This is a genomic window from Sphingopyxis sp. 550B, assembly GCF_057401805.1.
This window is the reverse complement of sequence record NZ_CM171610.1, coordinates 3283756-3307428: the sequence shown is the minus strand read 5'-3', so window position 1 is coordinate 3307428 and position 23673 is coordinate 3283756. Positions and strand designations below refer to the sequence as shown.

Here is a 23673-nt window from a genome sequence, read left to right as displayed (position 1 = left end):
GGGCCAGGCGTGGGTGCGATTGAAGCGAGTTCTCGCCGCGCACCCCGCTGCGACTAGTGAGCAAGCTCGCAAGTCTCGCTGCCCCTCCCGCAAGCGGGAGGGGGCATGCTGATCGTTGGTGTCGACGAGGCCGGACGCGGGCCGCTCGCCGGGCCGGTGGTCGCGGCGGCGGTGATCCTGTGCGACGGCGGCATCGACGGGCTCGACGATTCGAAGAAGCTCAGCGCGAAGCGGCGTGGAGAACTGGAGATCCAGATCAAGGCGCGCTGCCGCTGGGGCGTCGGCGAGGCGAGCGTCACCGAGATCGACGCGATCAATATCCTTCAGGCGACCCTCCTTGCGATGACGCGCGCGGTCGAATCGCTCGGCTGCGACCCGCACGAGGTGCTGGTCGACGGCAACCGGCTGCCGCGATGGCGCTATCGCGCGCGCGCGGTGATCGGCGGCGATGCGCTGCATCCATGCATCTCCGCCGCGAGCATCATCGCCAAGGAGCATCGCGACCGCATCATGGTCGCGGCGGCGCGCGACTTTCCCGGCTTTGGCTGGGAACGCAACATGGGTTATGGTACCGCGGAGCATCTCGCGGCGCTGCGCCGGCTGGGCGCGACGCCGCATCACCGCTCCAGTTTCGCGCCGGTCGCGCAACTGGCGCTGATCTGACGGCGGGAGAGGGCGATGGGCAGCGGATTCACGGCCGACAATGTGTCGGCCCAGACCGGGCGTGTCTTCCTCGTTACCGGGGCCAATGCCGGAATCGGCTTCGAAACCGCAAAGCTGCTGGCCGCGCGCGGGGCGCATGTGATCCTCGCCTGCCGCGATGCCGCGCGCGCCGAGGCGGCGATGGCGCACATCCGTGCCGAGGTGCCGCAGGCCGACCTGACGTTCCAGCCGCTCGACCTCGCCGACCTCGACCGGGTGCGCGAGGCGGCGGCGGCGGTGCTGGACGGCCCGCGCCTGCACGGGCTGATCAACAACGCCGGGGTGATGATCCCGCCACGGACGCTGACGAAGCAGGGCTTCGAACTGCAATTCGGGGTGAACCATCTCGGCACCTTCGCCTTCACCGGCCTGCTCCATCGGCATGTCGACCACCGTATCGTCATCACCGCGAGCCTCGCGCACAAGGAAGGTCAGATCGATTTCAGCGACCTGTCTGCGACGCGCGGCTATTCTCGCTGGCCGCGCTACCAGATGAGCAAGCTTGCCAATCTGCTGACGATGTTCGAGCTCGACCGGCGGCTGCGCGCGGCGGGGCGGGAGACTGAGGCGGTCGGCTGCCATCCAGGCGTCGCGCTCACCGAATTGACGCGGCACCTGCCGTGGCCGCTGCGGTCGATGACGCCGCTGGCGACCCCTTTCTTCAACAGCGCCGCACGCGGTGCCTGGCCGACGCTGCAGGCGGCGACGGGCCCCAAGGTGCGCGGCGGCGATTATGTCGGGCCGCAGGGGCTGGGCGAGATTTCGGGGCCGTCGGGCGCGGCGCGCGCGACCGGCCGCGCGCGCGATCCCCGGCTCGCCCGCGAATTGTGGGACCGCTCGGTCGAACTGACTGGCGTCGATCCGGGGCTCTAGGTCACAGACCCATAATTTACGGGTTCGAGGTTTGAAGCGATTTTGCTCAGGGCGAGGAGGCAAGGCGCAGGAATATGTCGATATTTCAAGACTTGCCGACGAAGCCATGGGCAAAATCGGTCAAATCGCGAAGCGACGCCGAAATGGCTTCGATCTCAGGCTCGTGCGGCCTTGCGGGTAGCGATGCTACCCGCTGCATCCGCCCAAGCCCGATATCTTCGCCATTTCGACGCCTCGAACCCGTAAATTATGGGTCTGTGACCTAGGATGACGATGCAACACAGGATGGGCGAGGGCCCGCTCCACGATGCCGCGGGGCGGCTGATCGACCCCGGCTATGCGACGCGCGAGGTCCGCCGTTACGACCGCGCGGCGATCGGCGCGGAGCCGGTGCGGATCAAGGAATGGGACTATTATTGCGTGCTCGATGGCGAGTTCGGGCTCGCGCTGACCGTTGCAGACAATGGCTATGCGGGTTTTCTGGGCGTGTCGTGGATGGATTTGCGCGGGCGGCGCTTCGTCAACCACGGCGCCCTGATCGCCGAGCCGATGGGCAGCATGGCGCTTCCCGCCAGCGCCGACCGCGGCGACATCGTCCAGGCGCAGGACGGTCTCGAACTCGCCTTTCGCCACGAACCGGGCGGGCGGCGGCTGACGGTCCATGCGCCGGGCTTCGACGATGGGCGCGGACTGTCGGGCGAGGTCTGGCTCGACCAGCCGCCCATGGACCGGATGGTGATCGCGACGCCCTTCGCCGACGATCCGCACGCCTTCTATTATAACCAGAAGATCAACTGCATGCCGGCGCGAGGCCGAGTGAGGGTCGGAACGGAAAGCCATGATTTCGTTCCCGAAAGCGCCTTCGCGGTGCTCGACTGGGGGCGCGGCGTCTGGACCTATGACAATGTCTGGTACTGGGGATCGGCGTCGGGACTGGTCGACGGCCGGCCGTTCGGCTTCAACATCGGCTATGGCTTCGGCGACACCTCGGCGGCGAGCGAGAATATGCTGTTCGTCGATGGCCGCGCGCACAAGCTCGACCGGGTGACGTTCCACATGCCCGACGGCGCGCCCGACAGCGCGCCGTGGCGCTTCACCAGCAATGACGGGCGCTTCGAGATGGATTTCGCGCCGGCGGTCAACCGCTGGGCAAAGGTCGATGCGGGGATGGTCAAGACCGAGCAGGACCAGGTGTTCGGCTGGTTCTCGGGCCGCGTGATCCTCGACGACGGCACGCCGATGACGGTGCGCGACCTGCCCGGCTTCGCGGAGAAGGTCTGGAACCGCTGGTAGCGCCGCGCCATTCGAAAAAATTTTTTGCAGGTGAGTCCGCGCGGCCACACCACCAGTGGTTGAGTCTGCGAGTCGCGGCGGACTCCATATGTCGTGGCAGACTCCTTTCGTTCTCGTCACGCCGCGCCGCGCCGATGGCGGATTCCTCGGAATCCCGGGCTTGACGGCGGACTCCGCGGGACTCATCAAGGCCTTCTTTCGAACGGAAGCAGGGGCGGATCATGGGTGTGATGGAACGGGTCGAGGGTCCGGTCGCGAAGCAGCGTGCGGCAGCGAAGGCCGTCGCGGACCTGCCGCTCGACAGCATCCTGCAGGGCGATTGCATCGCGATGATGCGTTCGCTGCCCGCCGCGTCGATCGACATGATCTTCGCCGACCCGCCGTACAACCTCCAACTCGGCGGCGACCTCCATCGCCCCGACGGCAGCCAGGTCGATGCGGTCGACGACGATTGGGACAAGTTCGACAGCCTCGGCACCTATGACCGCTTCACCCGCGCCTGGCTCGCGGAGGCGCGCCGCATCCTGAAGCCCAATGGCAGCGTCTGGGTGATCGGCAGCTACCACAACATCTTCCGCGTCGGCACCGCGCTGCAGGATCAGGGTTATTGGATCCTCAACGACATCGTCTGGCGCAAGGCAAACCCGATGCCCAATTTCAAGGGTACGCGCTTTACCAACGCGCACGAAACGCTGATCTGGGCGTCGATGGGCGAAAAGGCGCGCTATACCTTCAATTATCGCGCGATGAAGACGCTCAACGACGAATTGCAGATGCGGTCGGACTGGCTGATCCCGATCTGCGGCGGCCAGGAACGGCTCAAGAAGGGCGGGCACAAGGTGCACCCGACGCAGAAGCCGGAGGCGCTGCTCTATCGCATCCTGCTCGCCTGCTCGAACCCCGGCGACGTCGTTCTCGACCCCTTCTTCGGCACCGGGACGACGGGCGCGGTCGCGAAACGCCTCGGCCGCCATTTCATCGGCATCGAGCGCGAGGACGGCTATATCGCCGCGGCGAAGGAGCGCATCGAAATGGCGCTGCCGCTCGACGAAAGCACGGTGCGGACGATGATGGCGCCCAAGGCGGCGACGCGCGTCGCCTTCGGGACGCTCGTCGAATGCGGGATGATCGCGCCAGGTTCGCGGCTCACCGATGCCAAGCGGCGCTGGAAGGCGACCGTCCGCGTCGACGGCAGCCTCGATTGCGACGGCCAGCCCGCGGGCTCGATTCACAAGGTCGGCGCGGCGGTGCAGGGCGCGCCGAGCTGCAACGGCTGGACCTTCTGGCACCTCGACAATGGCCGGGAACTGCGCGTGATCGACGCGGTGCGGCAGGACTGGCTGCTCGCAAACGAGGCGTAGCCATCCTCCAAATCCGTTCGCCCTGAGCTTGTCGAAGGGCGGTCCTTCTCTTCAACCCCACAAAGGAAGAACGGTGCTTCGACAAGCTCAGCACGAACGGAGAAGGGGAGGCGGATGTTCGCTCCATTGACCAAGCCCGACCTCGGCGCGACGGGGGAGGGCGCTCGCATCTATCTGCGCCCCGCCTGCTTCATCGACCGGCCGCACGAACTCGGCGACGGCTGTCTGCGCATCGCCGACACGATGCTGTGGTTCGCCGCGTGGCATGTCAGCCTGCGCGACGGCGATGCCGTCCGGTCGGCGATCGTTCCGGTCCCCGAACTGGACGACTGGATCGCCGCGATGCCCGACCGCCTGGCCGAGGCGGCGACCGCGCAGCGCGCCGCCACCTGTCGGCCCCGCGCCGTGCTGGCGCTCGGCGAACGCACGGTGCGGCTGAACGAGCCGCAGATCGTCGGCATCCTCAACGTCACCCCCGACAGCTTTTCCGACGGCGGCAAGCATGTCGATGCCGCCGCCGCGACCGATGCCGGTTTCGCCATGGCGTCGGCAGGCGCCGCGATCGTCGACGTCGGCGGCGAATCGACGCGCCCAGGCGCGCCGCTCGTCTGGGAAGGCGACGAGATCGGGCGCATCGAGGGCGTCGTCGCCGCGCTGGCGAAGGGCGGTGTCGCGGTATCGATCGACACGCGCAAGGCCGCGGTGATGGAGGCGGCGCTCGCCGCGGGTGCCGGCATCGTCAACGATATTTCGGCGCTGCGCTACGACGACCGCGCGATGGAGGTCGTCGCGCGCGCCGGCTGCCCGGTGGTGCTGATGCACGCGCCCTCGGCGAAGAGCGACCCGCACGAGGGCGCCCGCTATGACCACGTCCTGCTCGACGTCTACGACATGCTCGCCGACCGCGTCGCGGCGTGCCGTGCGGCGGGGATCGACCCCGCGAGGATCATCGTCGATCCGGGCATCGGCTTCGGCAAGGGGGTCGCCGACAATCTGGCGCTGGTGGGCGGGCTGGCGCTGTTCCACACGCTCGGCTGTCCGATCCTGTTCGGCGCCAGCCGCAAGCGGATGATCGGCGCGCTCGACAATGAAGCCGCCGTCGATCAGCGGCTCGGCGGCAGCATCGCGCTCCACTATCAGGCGGCGGCGCTAGGCGCGCAGTTGCTGCGCGTCCATGACGTTGCGGAAACCCGGCAGGCGCTGCGCGTCTGGCGCGGGCTCAGGGATGCGGCGCTGACGGGGTGACGGTTCGCTAAAATGCGCTCCAGCGGATGCGCTTCTTGCCTTGCTTCTTGCGAAGAGATTTGCGTTCGATCAGCTTTGAATGAATTTTAAAATTCTCATCGATTTTGACGATGAGAACCTTGCTGAAATTTCGGCTGAAATTCAATTCGATAACATTCGTCGATTTGATTGGGCTAATGGTCTTGATCTCGATCAGGTCATTTCCCAATCGACCATCTGAACCCTGCGCATAGTTCCGGTGAAGCCGGATTCCATATTTTATTGCGCCATGTAGCTCGCCGAGATCGCCATAAACTTGCAGATGCTTACCGGTGAGGTTGTGATAATCCCTTGCCGTATCGAGTAATTGGTCGAAGATTTCTATGAGACGGGGATCGGGATCAGAAAGTGCTTCGCGCGCTTCAGATTGTTCAAGATCTTCGTCGAATTCTTCATCTTCGCCGAAGTCTTCCCAACTCATCCACTCGCCATCGCCCAGATATAAGGCGTCGCTGCTCGGCGGATTGTCATATCTCATCTCTGGTTTCTCACGCCGCCGTGTCGATCCCCAGATCGCTCAGCTTGCGATAGAGCGTCGAGCGCCCGATCCCGAGCCGACGGGCGACTTCGCTCATCCGGCCGCGGTAGTGGCCGATGGCGAGGCGGATGACGTCGGCCTCGATTTCTTCGAGCGGGCGCAGGTTGCCGTCGGGCAGATAGAGGGTGATGCCGATTGCCTCGCCGTTGATCGCGACGTCGCTGCCGCTTGACGCGCTGCCGCCGAGCGCCGCCTCGATCGCCTTGAAATCGGCGCTTGTCAGCACGTCGGTCTCGCTGGCGACCGCGGCGCGGAACAGCACGTCCTGCAACTGGCGGACGTTGCCCGGCCACGCATAGGCGGCGAGCAGGCGCAGCGCGTCGTCGGTGACGCCGATCGGCCCCATGCCGGGCAGGCCGCCAATGCGGGCGAGCAGGTGGCGGGCAAGCGGCCCGACGTCGCCGCGCCGCTCGGACAGTGCGGGCAGGGTGAATTGCGCCGCCGACAGCGCATAGAACAGGTCCTCGCGGAAATGCCCCGCCTCGATCAGCTTGTCGAGCGGGCTCGCGCTGGTCGAAATGATGCGCACATCGACGCTCTGGCGGATCGAGCCGCCGATCATCTGCACTTCGCCGCTGTTCAGGAACTCGACGAGCTTCGCCTGCGTCTCGAGCGGGATGCATTCGACATGATCGATGATCAGGCTGCCGCCGTCGGCCTGGACCAGCCGGCCGACCTGACGGTCGAACGCGCCGGGAAAGGCGCCGCGCTCGTGCCCGAACAGGCCCGATCCGATCAGCCCTGGCGATACCGCCGAGCAGTCGACCATGACGAGCGGGCCGCGGGCGCGCGGCGAGGCGCCGTGGATCGCGCGGGCGAACACTTCCTTGCCGGTCCCGGTGCGGCCGTTGATCATCACCGGCACGCGCGCGCGCGCCGCCTTGGCGGCGATGGCGAGCGCGCTGCGGAAATTGGGCGCCGAGCCGATGATTTCCTCGAACGCCAGCGGCGCGCGCAGCTTTTCGGTGAGCGGACGAAGCTCGCCCTGCGGACCGCCGGGCGAGGCGATGCGGTCGAGCGCGCCGAGCAGGCGGTCGGGGGCGATCGGCTTCTGCACGAAATCGCTCGCGCCCGCGCGCATCGCGGTGACCGCCGCTTCGACTCCGTTGCGCATCGTGATGACGATCAGCGGCAGCGCGGGCCGCCAGCGGCGCAGTTCGCCGACGAACTCGCCGAGCGGCAGGCCGGGCACGCCCTGATCGACGAGCACCGCGTCGAGCGCCATCCCGTCCTGCGTGCCGAGCCGGGCGAGCGCGGTGTCGGTATCGGCGGCGATGACGCTGCGCCAGCCGCCGCGCGACGCCAGCGCCGACAGAAAGCGCTGTTGCGCCGGCTCGCTGTCGACGATCATCACCGTTCGCGTGTCGCGCGTGCTTGCCATCGCCCTCGAATCCGTCCTTTGCCGCCGGTCCCCGCGGAAGTGTTCCGCTTTGATGCAGGCTTGTAGCGGACAGGAGTAAAGGGGCGATTAAGGGCTTTCGGGCGTGCCGCAAGGTGCCATGATGGCAAAGCGGGCCTTGAGCATCGCGAAAGGCGTGGCTAAGACCGGCGCGAGACCCGATTCTGGGCCGCATTTCCGCGCGCCTTCGACGGGGAAGAGGCAAGGGGAAAAGCCATGGCGGAACAGCAAATGCAGGCGGCGAACGAAACCTATTCGGGCTTCCTCAGCCTGTTCAAGGTCGGCGCGATCGCCACCGGCATCGTGGCCATCGTCGTCGTCCTGCTGATCTCCTGACGCACGACCGCATGCGCATTGCTGTCCTGAGGGAGCTCGCCCCCGGCGAGTCCCGTGTCGCCGCGACCCCGGAAACCGTGAAGAAATTCATCGGCCTGGGCGCTGAAGTTGCCGTCGAGACCGGGGCAGGGGAACGGGCTTCGATCGCCGACGCCGACTATGCCGCCGCCGGTGCGAGCGTCGCATCGCGTGCCGACGTGTTGAAGGGCGCGGGGATCATCCTCGCCATCCAGGGGCCCGATCCGCAGGGTCTGTCGGGTTTCGCCGATGGCGCGTGGCTCGCCGCCGGGCTGAACCCGTTCGGCGAGCGGGCGCGGGTCGACGAATATGCCAGGCTCGGACTCGAGGCGCTGGCGATGGAGTTCATGCCGCGCATCACCCGCGCGCAGTCGATGGACATCCTTTCCAGCCAGGCGAACCTTTCCGGTTACAAGGCGGTGCTGATGGCGGCGAACGCCTATGGCCGCGCCTTTCCGATGATGATGACCGCCGCTGGCACGGTCAGCGCCGCCAAGGCCTTCATCATGGGCGTCGGCGTCGCGGGGCTTCAGGCGATCGCGACCGCGCGCCGCCTGGGCGCGCAGGTCAGCGCGACCGACGTGCGCTCGGCGACGAAGGAACAGATCCTCTCGCTCGGCGCCAAACCGATCTTCGTCGAAAGCGTGGCGGGGATCGAGGGCGAAGGCGCGGGCGGCTATGCGACCGAAATGTCCGACGAATATAAGGCGGCGCAGGCCGAACTGGTGTCGTCGCATATCGCCAAGCAGGACATCGTCATCACCACCGCGCTGATCCCGGGACGCCCGGCGCCGCGCCTGATCAGCGACGCGCAGCTCGCGACGATGCGCACGGGCAGCGTGATCGTCGACATGGCGGCCGAAAGCGGCGGCAATGTCGAAGGATCGGTGTCGGGCGAGACGAAGCGGATTCACGGGGTCACGGTGATCGGCGCGCAGAATATCGCCGCGCTGATGCCCGCCGACACCAGCGCGCTGTTCAGCCGCAACCTGTTCAACTTCCTTTCCGCCTTCTGGGACAAGGAACAGGGAAGGCCGGTACTCGACGAAGAGATCGGCAATGCCGTCCGCTTGACGCAGGGCGGCAAGGTCGTGAACGAGCGGTTGCTCGGGTAGTCAAGGAAGATCGGGAGATATAACATGGATTTCATTGCGATTTTCTCGATTTTCATTCTGGCCTGCTTCGTCGGTTATTTCGTGGTCTGGTCGGTGACCCCGGCGCTGCACACGCCGCTGATGAGCGTCACCAACGCGATTTCCTCGGTCATCATCGTCGGCGCGCTGATCGCCAGCGCCGCGGCCGGCTCCGCCTCGTCGAAATGGCTGGGCCTCGCCGCGGTGGTGATGGCGAGCATCAACATCTTCGGCGGCTTCGCGGTCACCGGGCGCATGCTTGCGATGTACAAGAAGAAGGAGCGCTGAGGCGCTGCGATTCATGGATTTGACGGGCCGTCGACGGACGGCCCGACGGGGGAATTAGCATGCACGAAGTAGCACCGATCAATCCCTGGGTGGCGCTGGCGTACCTCGCCTCGGGCATCCTCTTCATCCTCGCGCTGCGCGGCCTGTCGAGTCCCGCCTCGGCGCGGCGCGGCAACCGTTTCGGCATGATCGGCATGATCATCGCGGTCGTGACGACGCTGATCACCCATGTGCCGTTCGATAATATCGCTTCGACGCCGGGCCTTCCCGCCCACGAGACGTCCACGATCGACTTCGTTGCGCTGGGCGAAATTCTGGCGGCGATCGGCATCGGCGCCGTCATCGGCATCGTGATGGCGCGCAAGATCGCGATGACCGCGATGCCGCAGCTCGTCGCGGCGTTCCACAGCCTCGTCGGCCTCGCCGCGGTGGCGGTGGCCGCCGCCGCCTATCTGAACCCGGGCGCGTTCGGCATCGCCGACGAACTGGGCCAAATCTTCACCGTCAGCCGGGTCGAGATGGGGCTGGGCGTCGCGATCGGCGCGATCACCTTTTCGGGATCGGTGATCGCCTTCCTGAAGCTCAACGGCAATATGTCGGGCGCGCCGATCATGCTGCCGCTGCGCCATCTGATCAACCTCGGCACGCTCGCCGCGATCCTCGGCCTGATCGGCTATTTCCTGACCGACCAGTCGGGCTGGGTGTTCTGGACGATCACGGGCCTGAGCTTCCTGATCGGATTCCTGCTCATCATCCCGATCGGCGGCGCCGACATGCCGGTCGTCGTCTCGATGCTCAACAGCTATTCGGGCTGGGCGGCGGCGGCGATGGGCTTCACGCTCGGCAACACCGCGATGATCATCACCGGCGCGCTCGTCGGCTCGTCGGGCGCGATCCTGTCCTACATCATGTGCCGCGCGATGAACCGCAGCTTCATCAGCGTGATCGCCGGCGGCTTCGGCGCCGACACCTCCTCGGCGGGCGGCGCCGCGAAGGAACAGCGGCCGTGGAAGCCGGGCAGCGCCGACGACGCGGCCTTCCTGATGAGCCAGGCCGACAATGTCATCATCGTCCCCGGATACGGCATGGCGGTCGCGCAGGCGCAGCACGCGCTGCGCGAGATGGCCGACCTGCTCAAGAAGGAAGGCGTCAACGTCAAATATGCGATCCACCCGGTCGCGGGGCGCATGCCGGGCCACATGAACGTCCTGCTGGCAGAGGCGAACGTCCCCTATGACGAGGTGTTCGAACTGGAGGACATCAACAACGAATTCGCCCAGTGCGACGTTGCCTTCGTCATCGGCGCCAACGACGTGACCAACCCGGCGGCGAAGACCGACAAGACGTCGCCGATCTACGGCATGCCGGTGCTCGACGTCGAGAAGGCGAAGACGGTGCTGTTCGTCAAGCGCTCGATGGGCGGCGTCGGCTATGCCGGGGTCGACAACGACGTCTTCTACATGGACCAGACGATGATGCTGCTCGGCGATGCGAAGAAGATGGCCGACGACATCGTCAAGGCGCTCAGCGGCAGCGGCCATTGACCTCGACCGTCGCGGCGGCGAAAGCGGGATCGTTATCGGTTTGAAACCGTTATCGATCCCGGCGTCGCCAGGATGACGAAAGAGGGACAATATTCACGATGCGCAAGATCGGCCTGATCGGTGGAATGAGCTGGGCCTCCACCGAGCTCTATTATCGCCACCTCAACAAGGGACTGCAGAAACGCATCGGATCGAGCTGTTCGGCGCCGATCCTGATGGAGAGCCTCAACTATTGCGACCTGTCGCGGCTGACGACGCCCGAACAGTGGGCGCACGCGCAGGAGGTGCTGATCGCCTCGGCGCGGCGGCTGGAAAAGGCGGGAGCGACGGCGCTGATGATCGCCGCCAATTCGATGCACAAGGTCGCCGAAGAGGTCGCGGCGGCGATCGCCATCCCGCTGATCCACATCGTCGACGAAACGGGCGCGAAGATGCGCGCCGACGGCATCCGGACCGCGGCGGTGATCGGCACGCGCAACGTGATGACCGAGCCGTGGTTCCGCCAGCGGCTGGTGCGGCACGGGCTGACGCTCGCGCCCTATGACGCGGACAGCGCCGACGCGGTCGATCGCATCATCTATGACGAACTGATGCAGGGCCGCGTGACCGAGGATTCGCGGCGGACGATGCGCACGATCATCACCGACATTGCGAAGCAGGACGTGCAGGCGCTGGTGCTCGCCTGCACCGAACTGGTCATGCTCGTCGATCCCGACGCCAATGTGCTGCCGATCTACGACACGACGCGCATCCACGTCGCCGCCGGCATCGACTGGATTCTGGGCGACGAACCGTAGGCCGCCGCCGCGCGACGGTATCGGATTCTTAAGGCCGGACCGCTAGAGTGTTTTCAAGTCAGGCGGAACCGCCTGACGGCTCGGAAAACGCGGCAAGACAAGAATCTGGAGTGCCGGTTTTGATTCCATCAAAACCGAACGCACTCCAGGGCCGATCGGGACCGGTTGTGGGTGGGGGTGTTTCGAACGCGTGCGGGTTGCTCTGGCTCTTGTCTACATCGCGGTCCTGCACGGGATCGTGGCGCTCGCGCTGCTGCGCCCCGACCTGATCGACGCGCAGCGCTGGCGCGCGTCGTGGCTCCAGCCCGAACCGAGCGCCTATGGCGCGCAAAGCCACCGCCTGTTCCGCGCCATCGACGCCGACGCGGCGCCGGGCCGGTTACTGCTGGTCGGCGACAGCCAGTTGCAGCGGCTCGACACCGCGGCGCTCGATATGCCCGCCTATAATTTCGCCGCGGGCGGCGACACGATGCGCGACGTCGCGCGGCGCATCGCCGACTATCGCCAGCCGGGCGAGGCGAAGGCGGTGGTGCTGTGGGCCGGCGTTAACGACCTGCTGCGCGGCCGCGACCCCGAAGCGGTGCGCGCGGCGTTCGAGCAGGCGGAGGCCGCCATCCCGGCCCCGACTCCGATCCGGCTCGTATCGATCGCACCTGTTGGAGCGAAGCCGCCCCGGCACGACCTGCAGCGCGCCATTGCGCGGACCAATGCGCTGCTGGCGCAGGCGTGCCGCGCGCGCTGCCGCTTCGTCGACGTGACCGCCGGGCTTGCCGGTGCCGACGGCGCACTCCGGCCGGCCTACGACAGCGGCGACGGCCTGCACCTGAACCGTGCCGGCGGACTGGTGGTGGCGGCTGCGATCAACGGCCTGCCGGTGGCGGCGCGATGAGCGGTGAGGCGCCGAAAATCCGGCTCCAGAGCCTCGATATCATGCGCGGCCTCGCCGCGCTCGCGGTGCTGCTGTTCCACTACAGCGTCATCCTGCCGCGCTTCGCCCCGGCAGCGCGGCCGATCCCCATCGCCTTCGAAGCGGGCGGCTATGGCGTCCACCTGTTCTTCGTCGTGTCGGGCTTCGTCATCCTGATGTCGCTCGAACGCAGCAGTGCGTCGCAATTCCTGATCTCGCGCTTCACGCGGCTCTATCCCGTCTATTGGCTCGCCTGCCTGCTGACCTTCGCGGTGCTGACCTCTTCGCACTGGATCGCCTACAGCGTCAGTGCGGGCGAATTCCTGATCAACCTGACGATGATGCAGTCCTTCGTGCGGGTGGGGGCGGTCGACGGCGTCTACTGGAGCCTCGCCTATGAGCTGGGTTTCTATGCCTTTCTCTTCACCGCCCTGCGGCTCGGCGGCGCGCGGATCGTTTCGATCCTGCCGCATTACATGGTGGCTGGGGCGGCGCTGTTTTCTGTCGCCGCGCCCTATATCCCGCATCCGCTGCACCTGCTGCTGATGCTCAACCAATATGCCGACCTGTTCGGCTGCGGTCTGGCACTCTACCTGCTGCGCACGCGCGGCTTTTCGCTCGCGCAGGCGGCGATCCTGCCCGCGACGCCGCTGGTCGAGGCGCTTTACGATGGCTGGCACGGGCTGATCGTCGTCGGCCTGATCGTGCTGGCGATGAGCTTCGCCTGCCTGACCCGCTGGCAGCCCGGACGCCTTGCGAGGCCGCTGATCTGGCTCGGCGGCATTTCCTATGCGCTCTATCTGACGCATCAGATGCTCGGCTATGCGCTGATCGCGCACCTGCAGGAGCTGGGGGTCGGACCCTGGGTGTCGTTCGCGGTCGCGCTGGGCTGTGCGCTGCTGCTCGCGCATCTGCTGACCCATTATTGGGAGCGCCCGGTGTCGGCGTGGATGAAGCGCCGGCTGACGGCGTGGGCCGCGCGCGTCCGCACCCCGCTTGCCGCGCGGGCGCCGTCCGGCTGATCCGCCGCCGCCGGGCTTGGCAGCGCCGCGCGATTGTCCCATGATCGGCGCGATAGGATGGGAGAAAGAGATGCGAGTCCACCAGCTGCCGCACGCCCTTGGCCTTGGGATCGCCGCCGTGGCGATGCTCGCGGCCTTCCCCGTGGAGGCAAAGACCATATCCGTCGCGGCCGGCGGTCCCGACGCCAACGAGGCGTTGCAGGAAGCGCTGATCCTGGCCGAGCCCGGTGACATCGTCGAACTGGGCGCCGGTGTGTGGAAGCTGACCGACGGGCTCTCGCTCGATGTCGACAAGGTCACGCTGCGCGGCGCGGGGACGAAGGACGGCACCGGCTCGATCCTCGATTTCTCCGACCAGCAGGGGGCGGGCGAGGGACTGCTCGTCACTTCCGACGACGTGTATCTGACGAATTTCGCGGTGCTCAACACCAAGGGCGACGGAATCAAGTCGAAGGGCGCCGATCGCATCGTCTATCACCGGCTGCGCGTCGAATGGACCGCGGGGCCGAAGGAGACCAACGGCGCCTATGGCGTCTATCCGGTCGAGAGCCGCGACGTGCTCATCGACAGCGTCTATGTCCGTGGCGCGTCGGACGCGGGCATCTATGTCGGCCAGTCGCGCAATATCGTCGTGCGCGATTCGATCGCGACGGAAAATGTCGCGGGGATCGAGATCGAGAACAGCTTCGACGCCGACGTCCACGACAATGTCGCGACGAAGAACACCGGCGGCATCCTTGTCTTCGATCTGCCCAGCCTGCCGCAGCAGGGTGGGCACAATGTCCGCGTCTTCGACAATGTCGTCAACGACAACAGCACCCCCAATTTCGCACCGAAGGGCAATATCGTCGCGAGCGTCCCCACCGGCACCGGCGTGCTGGTGATGGCGAACAGCCGGGTCGAGATATTCGACAATGTGTTCGAGAACAACGGCACCGCCAATGTGATGATCGTCGGCTATCGCTATCCCTATCAGGACGACAAATATCAGCCGCTGCCCCGCGACATCGCCGCGTGGAACAACGAGCATGGCAAGGCCGGGTTCGCACCGGCGTTTCCGGGCGGGGCGGAGATCGCGGCGGCGATGGGCGGTGCGATCCCCCCGGTGCTGTGGGACGGTGCGGGGAGCGCGATCGTCAACGACGACGTCGGCGTGTTGTCGCTGAACCTGCCCGACGTATCGACGCCGCAGAGCGAAGCGAAGCCGTCGCCCGCCGACCTGAAAGGCGAGGCGCCGACGCCGCTTCCCGGCATCACGCTGCCCGCGGCGATGGAGGCGAAGGTCCGGTGAGGCGCGTCGCCGCCGCGCTGGCCGCCGCGCTGCTGTGTGCGAGCGGCGCGGTCGCGGTGTCCGAACCGGGGCCGCAGCAGGCGGTGATCGACGGCGATACGATGCCGCGCAAACTGTCCGAATTCGGCCTGTTTCGCGTCGGCACCAGCGAGCCGGTCGGCGGTCTGCTGCCCTATACGCTGCACACCCCGCTGTTCAGCGACTATGCCGAGAAGCACCGGCTGATCTGGATCCCGCCGGGCCAGCATGCCGAGGTGGCCGACGATGGCGCGATCGCCTTTCCGCTCGGCACCGTGATCGTCAAGAGTTTCGGCTGGCCCGACCGGGCGGGCGGCGCTCCGCTCGAGACGCGGCTGCTGATCCACCGTGCGGACGGCTGGGCGGCGCTGCCCTATATCTGGGACGCCGATGGGAAGGACGCGACGCTGGCGCTGGCCGGGCGGCGGGTTCCGGTGACGTTCCGGAGCCCCGACGGCGAGGCGCACAGCATCCGGTACGCGGTGCCCAACAAGAATCAGTGCAAGGAATGCCACAGCAAGGCGGGCGCGATCGTCCCGATCGGGCCGAAGGCGGCGAACATCGATTTCGGCGCGGCGGCGGCGCGCGGCGATGTCGCGCGGTTCCTGACCGGCCCGGCGCGGCCGGTCGCGCCGATGCCGCGCTGGGACGATCCGGCGAGCGGATCGCTCCATGACCGCGCGCGCGCCTATCTCGACGCCAATTGCAGCTATTGCCACAACCCCGAGGGTAGCGCGTCGAACAGCGGGCTGTTCCTGCGCTGGACCGACCCGGTGGGCGTCAATTACGGCGTCGGCAAGCGCCCGACCGCCGCGGGACGCGGCAGCGGCGGGATGGAGTTCGCGATAAAGCCCGGCGATCCCGACCACAGCTTCCTCATCTACCGCCTCGAAAGCCTCGACCCCGGCATCGCGATGCCCGAGATCGGGCGCTCGACCGTGCACAGGGAAGGCGTGGCGCTGCTGCGGCAATGGATAGCGGAGATGCCGAAAGGCGAGTGATGGCCGGACATACCGTCCGCTGCTTTTCGCCGGATGCTTGCCAAGAGCGCCAAACTGACCCTAGGTCGGGCCATGACCTCGCTCGTCCTCCACGATTATTTCCGCTCCTCGGCCAGCTATCGCGTCCGCATCGCGCTGAATCTGAAGGGACTCGCCTATGAGCGCGTCGAGATCAGCCTGATCGCGGGCGAGCAGAAGAGCGACTCCTATCTCGCGCAGAATGCGCAGGGCTTCGTGCCGCTGCTCGTCGCCGACGGGCAGACGATCATCCAGAGCCTCGCGATCATCGACTGGCTCGACCGCGCCTTTCCCGAACCGCGGCTGATCCCCGATGACGCGATGCCGCGCGCGGTCGCGCTCGCGCAGGCGCAGGTCGTCGCCTGCGACATCCACCCGCTCAACAATCTGCGCGTGCTCAAATATCTGAAGCGCGACCTCGGGCTCAACGAGCAGACCAAGGACCGCTGGTATCGCCACTGGATCATCGAGGGCTTCGACGCGCTCGAGGCGATGGCGGGCGACGGCCGCTATCTTGGCGGCGAAACGCCCGGAATCGCCGACTGCTGCCTGGTGCCGCAAATGTACAATGCGCGGCGGTTCGATGTGCCGCTCGATGCCTATCCGCGGCTCGTCGCCATCGACGCGGCGTGCACGGGGCTGGACGCGTTCCAGCGGGCGCACCCCGACGCGGTGAAGGCGGCATGATCCGGCTCCTCGCGGGGGTCGCGGCGCTGGCGCTGCCGGTGACGGCGCTGGCCGAGGAGACCGGCGACCAGGACATCGTCGTCACCGGCGCGGGATTGCTGCGACCGGCGCCGGGCGACGGGGCGCAGGGCGTGGCGGTGCTGCGCGATCTCGACCCCGGCCTCGGCTCGCGCATCGAAAACCGGCTGCGCGACGAGGCGGGGATCGTCCAGTTCCGGCGCTCCGACGGACGCACCGCGCATCCGACGAGCCAGGGCGTGACGCTGCGCGGGCTCGGCGGCAATGCGTCGAGCCGCGCGCTGGTGACGCTCGACGGCGTGCCGCAGGCCGACCCCTTCGGCGCCTGGGTCGCGTGGAGCGCCTATGACGCGATCCGGCTCGGCGGCATCGTCGTCGCGCGCGGCGGCGGCAGCGGCGCCGACGGGCCCGGCGCGCTCGCCGGCACGATCGGCCTCTATTCCGAAATGGCGGACGGCATCGAGGCGAGCTTCGCCCACGGCAGCCGCGACGGCTGGGACGCGACGCTCAGCGCCGGAGCGCGGCTCGGCGCCGGGCAGGTCGCGATCGACGGGCGCTACAGCCGCGGCGACGGCTTCGTGCCCGTAACGGCGGGACAGCGCGGCGCGGTCGATCGGGCGGCGCCTTATGAGCAGGGTGGGCTCGGCGTGCGGCTGCGGTTCGACGCGGGCGCCGACAGCCGGGTCGAGGCGAGCCTGCGCGGCTTTTCCGACCGGCGCGACCGCGGCGTCGATTTCACCACCAGCCGGATCGATGGGGTCGATGCCAGCCTGCGCTTCGTCCACGACCCGGCGGGCGCGACCCAGTGGCTGGCGCTCGCCTATGTCCAGCAGCGCGATTTCGACAGCGGTTTCGCCAGCGTCGCGGCGGATCGGAACAGCGTCGCGCCGGCGCTGTTCCAGCGCGTGCCCGCGACCGGACTCGGCGGGCGCGTCGAATTGCGCCCGGCGATCGGCGACGCCAATCCGCTGCGGGTCGGCGTCGACTGGCGTCGGACCGTCGGACGTACCGAGGAGGATTATTTCTTCACCGGCCTCGTCCCCGGCCGCCATCGCGTCGCGGGCGGCAGCAGCGACACGCTCGGCACATTCGCCGAATGGACCTCCGGCGATCCGCACGAAGCTTTCCTGTGGACCGTCAGCGGACGCCTCGACCGCTGGTGGCTCGCGGCGGGCTATCGGCACGAGTATAATTTCGGCGGCCCGCCGATCAGCGATGCGACCTTCGCGGCGCGACAGGGATGGGAAGGCAGCGGGCGCATCGGGCTGCGCTGGACCGCGAACGGCTTTTCGCTGCGCGCCGCGGGTTACAGCGGCTGGCGCCTGCCGACGCTTAACGAGCTCTATCGCCCCTTCCGCGTCGGCGCCGACGCGACCGCTGCGAACGAACTGTTGAAGCCCGAGCGATTGTGGGGCGGCGAAGTCGGCGCCGATTGGCAGGGCGGTGGAACGAAGCTGTCGGCGACGCTGTTCGCGAACCGGCTGTCGAATGCGATCGCCAACGTCACGCTCGCCACCGGTCCCGGCAATTTCCCCGGCGTCGGCTTCGTCGCGGCGGGGGCGACTTACAGCCAGCGGCAGAATCTCGACGCAATCGACAGCAAGGGGGTCGAGGTCAGCGCCGAGCAGGCGATCGGCCCCGCGGTGCTGCGCGCAACCTGGGCCTATACCGACGCGCGCGTCGATGCTTCCGGAGCAGCCGCGGCGCTCGACGGACGGCGCCCGGCGCAGATCGCGAGGCACGGCGCCAGCCTGTCGCTGCGCGACAATGGCGGCGGCCCCTTCGGCGGCTTTGCGACACTGCGCTATATCGGCGCGCAGAATGAGGACGACCTCGGCCTCCAGCGGCTGGGCGACGCGCTGACGCTCGACGCCGGGCTGTCGTGGCGGCTTTCCGGCGTGATCGGGATCGAGGCGCGCGGCGAGAATCTGTTCGACGAGCCGGTGCCCGCCGCCATCTCCTCCTCGGGGATCGTCGAGCGCGCGACGCCGCGCACCTTGTGGATCGGCACGCGCATCAACTTCTGATCGTCACGGTAACTTCGGACCTTCACAGCGCCGGGTTTGGCGATAAGAAAGGGCATGCCACCCAAGACCCTCAACCTCGACCAGTTCCTGCCGTATCGGCTGTCGATCGCGTCCAATTCGCTGTCGAGCCGGATCGCGGCCGAATATCAGAGCCGGTTCGGCCTCAAGATTCCCGAATGGCGGCTGATGGCCGTGCTCGGCGAAGGGCGGCCCAAGACGCAGCGCGAGCTGGTCGCGGCGACGCGGATGGACAAGGTGACGGTCAACCGGGCGGCAAAGGCGCTCGCCGATCGCAACCTGATCGCGCGGCAGGCGCACGAGGCCGACGGGCGCTCGCATCATCTGGAACTGACCGAGACCGGCCGCTCGCTTTACGATGCGATCGTTCCCGCGGCGCTGGCGACCGAGGCGCGGCTCGAATCGCATATCAGCGCCGCCGAGCGCGCGACGCTGATGACGATCCTCGCCAAGCTGACCGCCGCCGCCGAAGATTATGGCTGATCGGACCTATCGCGCCGCGCCTCCCGACGCGCTGCGCGTCGAACCGCTCGGCGACCTCACCCTGATCTTCGACCGGCGCTCGACGCAGACGCATATCGTGGTTTCGCCGATGCCTGAGATATTGGCGGCGATGGGTGCCGACGGCTGCAACGCCGCCGCGGTCGCCGCGCGGCTGGCAGCAGCATTCGACCTCGGCGACGCGGACGGCGCGCAGGCGCTCGTCGCCGAACGGCTCGTCGAACTGGCGGAACTGGGGCTGGTGGCGCCGGTGTGAGATATGGAACGCGCCTCGCGGTCGGCCCGGTGCAGTTCCGTATCGGCAGCGACTGGGCGGCGCCGATCGCCGCGCTGAACCGTCTCTACGCCGGCTATCCCGGCGACGAAGACCGCCCTGCCGACGCCACCGTGCGGCTGTTCGCGGCGCGGCCGTGGCGGCGCTGGCTGCGCCCATCGGTGCAGATCGGCGGCGACTTCACCGTTCCCGATGCGCTGCCGCTGCCCCTGTCGATGGGGCTGCTCGCGGCGGAGATGGGGATGAACCTGCAGGTCGCGCTCGGCTGGCGCCGCCACCTGCTGCTCCATGCGAGCGCGGTGGCGAAGGACGGACGCGCGGCGATCCTGTCGGGCGAATCGGGATCGGGCAAATCGACGCTCGCGGCGCTGCTCGGCGAGGACGGTTGGCGGCTGATGGGTGATGAATTCACACTGGTCGATCCCGCGAGCGGCGACGCGCTGGCGTTCCCGCGCGCCGTCAGCCTGAAGAACGCGGCGATCGCCGAGGTTGCGGCGCGGGTCGATCGCGCGCGCCTCGGCCCGTTGCTCGCGGGCACCCCGAAGGGCGACATCCGCCACCTGATACCGCGTGCCGACGCCGTCGCGGCGATGCACGATCCGGTGCGCCCGGCGCTGCTCCTCTTCCCGCGCTTCGGCGGCGAGGCGGCGGTCGAGCCGATGGGCGAGGGGGAGGCCTTCGTGCGCCTGACCGAAGCCTCGACCAACTATGTCGCGCTCGGCGAAACCGGTTTTGCCGCGCTGCTGCGGCTGGTGCGCGAGACGCCGGCCTTTGCCGTCTCCTATCCCGACAGCGCCACCGGCATGGCGCTCGTCGACCGGCTGTGGGCGGAGGCGGCGCGGTGAGCGCGGTGCGCGATCTCGTCGCGTTGCTTGCCGGGCGGCAGGACCCGGCGGCGCTGGCGCCGCGCGCGTGGGACGGGGTGATCTCGGTGGCGCGGGCAGAGGCCTTGCTGGGCACGCTGGCCTGCCGGCTCGCCGATGCGCCGCTGCCGCCGCCGGTCGCCGCGCTCTTTGCCGACCAGCGCGCGGCCGTCGCGGTCGCGCAGGCCCAGGCATTGTGGGAAGCCGAAATGGCGCGCCGGGCGCTGACGTCCGAACGGCTCGAATTCGTGCTGCTCAAGGGTACCGCCTATGCGGCGGCGGGGCTGTCGTGCAGCGAGGGGCGGCAGATCGGCGACCTCGACATATTGATCCCGTGGCACGAGGTCGGACGAGTCGAGAACGAACTGCTCGAATCGGGGTGGGAATGGGTGAAGTCGGACCCCTATGACGATGCCTATTATCGCGAGCATATGCACGAACTGCCGCCGATGATCCATCGCAGCCGCGACCGCATGATCGACGTCCACCACACCATCCTGCCGCGCACGCACCGCCGGACGCCCGATCCGCTGGTGCTGGTCAGCGAGGCGGTCGCCACGGCGGACGGTTTCACGGTGCTGTGTCCGGTCGACATGGTGTGTCACTGCGCCGCGCACTTGCTGGCCGACGGCGACCTGCAGGGCGGTCTGCGCAACCTGTGGGATTTCCACTGCCTGACGCGCGATTTCGCGGCCGCCGATCCGGATTTCTGGGACCGGCTCGCGGCGCGCGCGGACAAACACGAACTGGGGCCCGAGGTCGCCCGCGCGGCGCGGCTGGCGCATGCGCTTTACGGCGCGACGCTTCCGGCCGGGTGGAGCCAGCCGCGCGCGGCGGACCGCCTCTATGTGCGCCGCCTGCTCGCGCGCGACGATTGGGGACGCCCCACCGACTTTCTATTGCAGCAGGCCTTCTATATCCGCTCGCACTGGATGCGCATGCCGCCGGTCCTGCTCGCGCGGCACCTGTGGACCAAGTGGCGCCGCAATCAATAGGGTCTGTCCCTGTTCATCGGATGCCGGCGAGCAGCGGCACCAGTTCGGCATAGTCGTCGATCACATGATCGGCGCCCAGTTCCTCGACCGGCTGGTGCAGGAAGCCGAAGCTGACCGCGACGCTGGTCGCGCCCGCGCCGCGCGCCGCCATGACGTCGAAGATGCTGTCGCCGACAAAGGCGGTGCGCCCGCCGCCGCATGCTTCGATCATCGCGCGGATCGGTTCGGGCGACGGCTTGCGCTTTCCGGGCCCCAGCGTGTCGCCGCCGATGATCGTCGCCATGCGATCGGCGAGCCCCAGGTCCCCGAGCAGTTGGCGTGCGAGGTCTTCGGCCTTGTTAGTCATCACCGCGGTCCGGACGCCGAGCGCGTCGAGGCGGTCGAGCGCCGCGAGCAGGCCGGGGAAGGGACGGCTGTGGACCGCGATGTGCGCCCGGTAATAGGCGATCAATTCGTCGTAGAGGCGCGGTGAGGCATCGGCGGGGACGCCGCCGGTCGCCGCGAGTCCCTGTTCGAGCATATGCGCCGCGCCCAGCCCGACCATCGGCCGCACCGCCGCGACATCCTGCGGCGGCCGCCCCGCGACGCCCAGCGCGTGGTTGAGCGCGGCGGTCAGGTCGGCCAGCGTGTCGATCAACGTGCCGTCGAGATCGAAGCCGACGATGCGAAAGGGAAAGTCGCTCATGCGCGCTGCCATGGCGCGACGGTCTGGAAACCGCAATGATTTGCTGGCATGGCGGGGCGCATGAGCAACGCCTCCCTCCCGCCCGTCGCCGCCGTCATCCTTGCCGCCGGCAAGGGCACCCGCATGAAGTCCGACCTTCACAAGGTGCTCCACCCGATCGCGGGGCGGCCGATGCTGCTTCACCTGATGGACAGCTTTGCCGCGCTGGCCCCGGCGGCGACCGTGGTCGTCGTCGGCGACAAGCGCGAACAGGTCGAATCCGCGCTGGCCGGCACCGGTGCGGTGACGGTCGTTCAGGATCCCCAATTGGGGACCGCGCACGCGGCGCTACAGGCGCGTGAGGCGCTTTCCGGGTTCGGCGGCATGATTCTCGTCTGTTTCGGCGATTGTCCGATGCTGGCCGCCGATACCGTGCTGCGCTTGTGCGCGGCGCTCGACGCGGGCGCGCGGGTCGCGGTGCTCGGGTTCCGGCCCGCCGATGCCGCGGCCTATGGACGCATCATCGCCGATGCCGACGGAACGGTCCGCAAGATGGTCGAATATAAGGACGCCACCGCCGAGGAGCGCGCGGTCGATCTGTGCAATTCGGGAGTCATCGTCGCGCGTGCGCCCGATATGTGGCGCCTTCTCGACGCCGTCGGCAACGACAACGCGCAGGGCGAATATTATCTGCCCGACGTGGCGACGGGCGCGATCGCCGAAGGAGCCCGTGTCGTCGCGATCGAGACCGGCGCCGACGAAGTCGCCGGCATCAACAGCCGCGCCGAACTCGCCGCCGCCGAGGCGCAGTGGCAGGCGTTCAAACGGGAGGAGGCGATGGCGGCTGGCGTGTCGCTCAAGGCGCCCGACACCGTCTGGTTCTCGTGGGATACCGAAATCGGCCGCGACGTGACGGTCGAACCCAATGTCTTCTTCGGCCCCGGCGTGCGGATCGCCGACGGCGCGACGATCCGCGGCTTCAGTCATATCGAGGGCGCGGAGATCGGCGCGGGCTGCGAGGTCGGGCCGTTCGCACGGCTGCGCCCCGGAACCGTGCTCGACGAAAAGGCGAAGATCGGCAATTTTGTTGAGACCAAGAAGACGCATCTGGGCAAGGGCGCCAAGGCGAATCATCTGACCTATCTGGGCGATGCGACGGTCGGCGCGGGGGCCAATATCGGCGCGGGCACGATCACCTGCAACTATGACGGCTATTTCAAATATCGTACCGAGATCGGCGAGCGCGCCTTTATCGGATCGAACAGCGCGCTGGTCGCGCCGGTGCGGGTTGGTGCCGACGCGATCGTCGGTGCGGGCAGCACGGTGACGCGTGACGTCGGTGACGGTGAACTGCGCTTGGTGCGCGCCGAACAGTCGGTCAAGCCCGGCTGGGCCGACCGCTTCCACGACGCGATGCGCAAGAAGAAGGCGGCGGAGCAGAAAACATGAGCGACCGGTACGAGAACAAGCCCTTCCTGCGCTTCGTCGACGCCTGGGTGCTGAAGGCGATCGGCCACCTCGACCAGGCGACCGAAGCCTATTGCACCGCGATGGAGCCGCAGCTTCATCAGAGTTTCAACACCACCGGCCGCTGGCCGGAGATCGTCGCGAAGCAGATGAACTTCACCCCCGAGCTTCCGGCGCAGATCCGCAAGATATGGACCGACGGCAAGGCGCGCTTCGAGGCGGGAAACGGCGAGGCGGCCGACCCCGTGCAGTTCGCGATGATTTTCGTCGACCGGACCATGGGCGGCGGAGCGCAGGGTTGACATGATATCATGATATGATATCAGTATATCATGA

At 67.8% G+C, this 23673-nt stretch carries 24 protein-coding genes; 21 read left to right on the top strand and 3 right to left on the bottom strand.

The window, feature by feature from the left end; translation table 11 throughout:
• Positions 1 to 105: 105 nt before the first annotated feature.
• The 5 genes from AC2S9W_RS15375 to folP all read left to right on the top strand — a co-directional run bounded on the left by AC2S9W_RS15375 (position 106) and on the right by folP (position 5474).
• Complete coding sequence (locus tag AC2S9W_RS15375) at positions 106 to 663, top strand: ribonuclease HII (RefSeq protein ID WP_212597025.1); 558 nt, start codon at positions 106 to 108, stop codon at positions 661 to 663.
• A 15-nt stretch (positions 664 to 678) separates the two neighbouring features.
• Positions 679 to 1575, top strand: a complete 897-nt coding sequence (locus AC2S9W_RS15370; protein WP_486571230.1) for an oxidoreductase — start codon at positions 679 to 681, stop codon at positions 1573 to 1575.
• 273 nt (positions 1576 to 1848) lie between these two features.
• A complete protein-coding gene (locus AC2S9W_RS15365) occupies positions 1849 to 2868 on the top strand; it encodes a DUF2804 domain-containing protein (RefSeq protein WP_104960351.1) in 1020 nt (339 codons plus the stop codon).
• Between the two features lie 221 nt (positions 2869 to 3089).
• A complete protein-coding gene (locus AC2S9W_RS15360) occupies positions 3090 to 4229 on the top strand; it encodes a site-specific DNA-methyltransferase (protein WP_076075175.1) in 1140 nt (379 codons plus the stop codon).
• 114 nt (positions 4230 to 4343) lie between these two features.
• On the top strand, positions 4344 to 5474 hold the full coding sequence (gene folP / locus AC2S9W_RS15355; protein ID WP_076075177.1) for a dihydropteroate synthase: 1131 nt from the start codon (positions 4344 to 4346) through the stop codon (positions 5472 to 5474).
• Between the two features lie 7 nt (positions 5475 to 5481).
• Here folP and AC2S9W_RS15350 read toward each other — a convergent pair whose 3' ends face one another.
• Positions 5482 to 5991 carry a hypothetical protein gene (locus tag AC2S9W_RS15350; protein WP_158682220.1) on the bottom strand — a complete coding sequence of 170 codons (510 nt, stop codon included), beginning with the start codon at positions 5989 to 5991 and terminating at the stop codon, positions 5482 to 5484.
• Between the two features lie 10 nt (positions 5992 to 6001).
• A complete protein-coding gene (locus AC2S9W_RS15345; RefSeq protein WP_067106997.1) occupies positions 6002 to 7432 on the bottom strand; it encodes a sigma-54-dependent transcriptional regulator in 1431 nt (476 codons plus the stop codon).
• A 365-nt stretch (positions 7433 to 7797) separates the two neighbouring features.
• Here AC2S9W_RS15345 and AC2S9W_RS15340 point away from each other — a divergent pair, with 365 nt between their 5' ends.
• The 14 genes from AC2S9W_RS15340 to AC2S9W_RS15275 all read left to right on the top strand — a co-directional run bounded on the left by AC2S9W_RS15340 (position 7798) and on the right by AC2S9W_RS15275 (position 21206).
• A complete protein-coding gene (locus AC2S9W_RS15340) occupies positions 7798 to 8919 on the top strand; it encodes an NAD(P) transhydrogenase subunit alpha (protein ID WP_076075180.1) in 1122 nt (373 codons plus the stop codon).
• A 24-nt stretch (positions 8920 to 8943) separates the two neighbouring features.
• On the top strand, positions 8944 to 9225 hold the full coding sequence (locus AC2S9W_RS15335; RefSeq protein WP_486571229.1) for a proton-translocating transhydrogenase family protein: 282 nt from the start codon (positions 8944 to 8946) through the stop codon (positions 9223 to 9225).
• 59 nt (positions 9226 to 9284) lie between these two features.
• Complete coding sequence (locus AC2S9W_RS15330; protein ID WP_486571228.1) at positions 9285 to 10769, top strand: NAD(P)(+) transhydrogenase (Re/Si-specific) subunit beta; 1485 nt, start codon at positions 9285 to 9287, stop codon at positions 10767 to 10769.
• A gap of 98 nt (positions 10770 to 10867) precedes the next feature.
• Positions 10868 to 11566: an aspartate/glutamate racemase family protein gene (locus AC2S9W_RS15325; protein ID WP_212597031.1), complete on the top strand. Its 699-nt coding sequence runs from the start codon at positions 10868 to 10870 to the stop codon at positions 11564 to 11566.
• A gap of 190 nt (positions 11567 to 11756) precedes the next feature.
• Positions 11757 to 12455: a GDSL-type esterase/lipase family protein gene (locus AC2S9W_RS15320; RefSeq protein ID WP_212597032.1), complete on the top strand. Its 699-nt coding sequence runs from the start codon at positions 11757 to 11759 to the stop codon at positions 12453 to 12455.
• The gene (locus tag AC2S9W_RS15315; protein WP_486571227.1) at positions 12452 to 13495 is read left to right on the top strand and encodes an acyltransferase family protein; all 1044 of its coding nucleotides are present in this window, start codon (positions 12452 to 12454) and stop codon (positions 13493 to 13495) included. Before AC2S9W_RS15320 ends, AC2S9W_RS15315 begins: the two co-directional genes overlap by 4 nt.
• A gap of 70 nt (positions 13496 to 13565) precedes the next feature.
• The gene (locus AC2S9W_RS15310; RefSeq protein ID WP_486571226.1) at positions 13566 to 14786 is read left to right on the top strand and encodes a parallel beta-helix domain-containing protein; all 1221 of its coding nucleotides are present in this window, start codon (positions 13566 to 13568) and stop codon (positions 14784 to 14786) included.
• Positions 14783 to 15805 carry an SO2930 family diheme c-type cytochrome gene (locus AC2S9W_RS15305; RefSeq protein WP_076075196.1) on the top strand — a complete coding sequence of 341 codons (1023 nt, stop codon included), beginning with the start codon at positions 14783 to 14785 and terminating at the stop codon, positions 15803 to 15805. The genes AC2S9W_RS15310 and AC2S9W_RS15305 overlap by 4 nt, the downstream gene beginning before the upstream one ends.
• 72 nt (positions 15806 to 15877) lie before the next feature.
• On the top strand, positions 15878 to 16510 hold the full coding sequence (maiA, locus tag AC2S9W_RS15300; protein WP_076075198.1) for a maleylacetoacetate isomerase: 633 nt from the start codon (positions 15878 to 15880) through the stop codon (positions 16508 to 16510).
• On the top strand, positions 16507 to 18555 hold the full coding sequence (locus tag AC2S9W_RS15295; protein WP_486571225.1) for a TonB-dependent receptor: 2049 nt from the start codon (positions 16507 to 16509) through the stop codon (positions 18553 to 18555). The genes maiA and AC2S9W_RS15295 overlap by 4 nt, the downstream gene beginning before the upstream one ends.
• 54 nt (positions 18556 to 18609) lie before the next feature.
• Entirely contained in the window at positions 18610 to 19056 is a 447-nt protein-coding gene (locus AC2S9W_RS15290) for a MarR family winged helix-turn-helix transcriptional regulator (RefSeq protein ID WP_067183428.1), read from the top strand.
• The gene (locus AC2S9W_RS15285) at positions 19049 to 19330 is read left to right on the top strand and encodes an HPr-rel-A system PqqD family peptide chaperone (protein ID WP_083675078.1); all 282 of its coding nucleotides are present in this window, start codon (positions 19049 to 19051) and stop codon (positions 19328 to 19330) included. The genes AC2S9W_RS15290 and AC2S9W_RS15285 overlap by 8 nt, the downstream gene beginning before the upstream one ends.
• Positions 19327 to 20193 (top strand): HprK-related kinase A, encoded by an 867-nt coding sequence (locus AC2S9W_RS15280; protein ID WP_076075210.1) that lies wholly within the window; start codon positions 19327 to 19329, stop codon positions 20191 to 20193. The genes AC2S9W_RS15285 and AC2S9W_RS15280 overlap by 4 nt, the downstream gene beginning before the upstream one ends.
• Positions 20190 to 21206: a nucleotidyltransferase domain-containing protein gene (locus AC2S9W_RS15275; RefSeq protein ID WP_083675211.1), complete on the top strand. Its 1017-nt coding sequence runs from the start codon at positions 20190 to 20192 to the stop codon at positions 21204 to 21206. The genes AC2S9W_RS15280 and AC2S9W_RS15275 overlap by 4 nt, the downstream gene beginning before the upstream one ends.
• Positions 21207 to 21219: 13 nt before the next feature.
• On the opposite strand, the gene AC2S9W_RS15270 is transcribed toward AC2S9W_RS15275, so the two are convergent.
• Entirely contained in the window at positions 21220 to 21891 is a 672-nt protein-coding gene (locus AC2S9W_RS15270; RefSeq protein WP_076075213.1) for an HAD-IA family hydrolase, read from the bottom strand.
• Positions 21892 to 21939: 48 nt separating this feature from the next.
• On the opposite strand from AC2S9W_RS15270, the gene glmU reads away from it, so the two are divergent.
• Together glmU and AC2S9W_RS15260 are read left to right on the top strand one after the other, a co-directional pair.
• A complete protein-coding gene (glmU, locus tag AC2S9W_RS15265; RefSeq protein WP_076075215.1) occupies positions 21940 to 23319 on the top strand; it encodes a bifunctional UDP-N-acetylglucosamine diphosphorylase/glucosamine-1-phosphate N-acetyltransferase GlmU in 1380 nt (459 codons plus the stop codon).
• A complete protein-coding gene (locus AC2S9W_RS15260) occupies positions 23316 to 23639 on the top strand; it encodes a hypothetical protein (RefSeq protein WP_076075218.1) in 324 nt (107 codons plus the stop codon). Before glmU ends, AC2S9W_RS15260 begins: the two co-directional genes overlap by 4 nt.
• The last annotated feature ends 34 nt before the right edge of the window (positions 23640 to 23673 follow it).

Excerpts from the sequence above, each read along its gene's own strand:
- AC2S9W_RS15290 (WP_067183428.1), top strand. The coding sequence starts at position 18,610 with ATGCCACCCAAGACCCTCAACCTCGACCAGTTCCTGCCGTATCGGCTG.
- AC2S9W_RS15335 (WP_486571229.1), top strand. The coding sequence starts at position 8,944 with ATGGATTTCATTGCGATTTTCTCGATTTTCATTCTGGCCTGCTTCGTC.
- folP (WP_076075177.1), top strand. The coding sequence starts at position 4,344 with ATGTTCGCTCCATTGACCAAGCCCGACCTCGGCGCGACGGGGGAGGGC.
- AC2S9W_RS15325 (WP_212597031.1), top strand. The coding sequence starts at position 10,868 with ATGCGCAAGATCGGCCTGATCGGTGGAATGAGCTGGGCCTCCACCGAG.
- glmU (WP_076075215.1), top strand. The coding sequence starts at position 21,940 with ATGGCGGGGCGCATGAGCAACGCCTCCCTCCCGCCCGTCGCCGCCGTC.
- AC2S9W_RS15345 (WP_067106997.1), bottom strand. The coding sequence starts at position 7,432 with ATGGCAAGCACGCGCGACACGCGAACGGTGATGATCGTCGACAGCGAG.
- AC2S9W_RS15270 (WP_076075213.1), bottom strand. The coding sequence starts at position 21,891 with ATGAGCGACTTTCCCTTTCGCATCGTCGGCTTCGATCTCGACGGCACG.
- AC2S9W_RS15350 (WP_158682220.1), bottom strand. The coding sequence starts at position 5,991 with ATGAGATATGACAATCCGCCGAGCAGCGACGCCTTATATCTGGGCGAT.
- AC2S9W_RS15330 (WP_486571228.1), top strand. The coding sequence starts at position 9,285 with ATGCACGAAGTAGCACCGATCAATCCCTGGGTGGCGCTGGCGTACCTC.
- AC2S9W_RS15375 (WP_212597025.1), top strand. The coding sequence starts at position 106 with ATGCTGATCGTTGGTGTCGACGAGGCCGGACGCGGGCCGCTCGCCGGG.
- maiA (WP_076075198.1), top strand. The coding sequence starts at position 15,878 with ATGACCTCGCTCGTCCTCCACGATTATTTCCGCTCCTCGGCCAGCTAT.
- AC2S9W_RS15285 (WP_083675078.1), top strand. The coding sequence starts at position 19,049 with ATGGCTGATCGGACCTATCGCGCCGCGCCTCCCGACGCGCTGCGCGTC.
- AC2S9W_RS15370 (WP_486571230.1), top strand. The coding sequence starts at position 679 with ATGGGCAGCGGATTCACGGCCGACAATGTGTCGGCCCAGACCGGGCGT.
- AC2S9W_RS15260 (WP_076075218.1), top strand. The coding sequence starts at position 23,316 with ATGAGCGACCGGTACGAGAACAAGCCCTTCCTGCGCTTCGTCGACGCC.
- AC2S9W_RS15365 (WP_104960351.1), top strand. The coding sequence starts at position 1,849 with ATGCAACACAGGATGGGCGAGGGCCCGCTCCACGATGCCGCGGGGCGG.
- AC2S9W_RS15340 (WP_076075180.1), top strand. The coding sequence starts at position 7,798 with ATGCGCATTGCTGTCCTGAGGGAGCTCGCCCCCGGCGAGTCCCGTGTC.
- AC2S9W_RS15295 (WP_486571225.1), top strand. The coding sequence starts at position 16,507 with ATGATCCGGCTCCTCGCGGGGGTCGCGGCGCTGGCGCTGCCGGTGACG.
- AC2S9W_RS15360 (WP_076075175.1), top strand. The coding sequence starts at position 3,090 with ATGGGTGTGATGGAACGGGTCGAGGGTCCGGTCGCGAAGCAGCGTGCG.
- AC2S9W_RS15315 (WP_486571227.1), top strand. The coding sequence starts at position 12,452 with ATGAGCGGTGAGGCGCCGAAAATCCGGCTCCAGAGCCTCGATATCATG.
- AC2S9W_RS15310 (WP_486571226.1), top strand. The coding sequence starts at position 13,566 with ATGCGAGTCCACCAGCTGCCGCACGCCCTTGGCCTTGGGATCGCCGCC.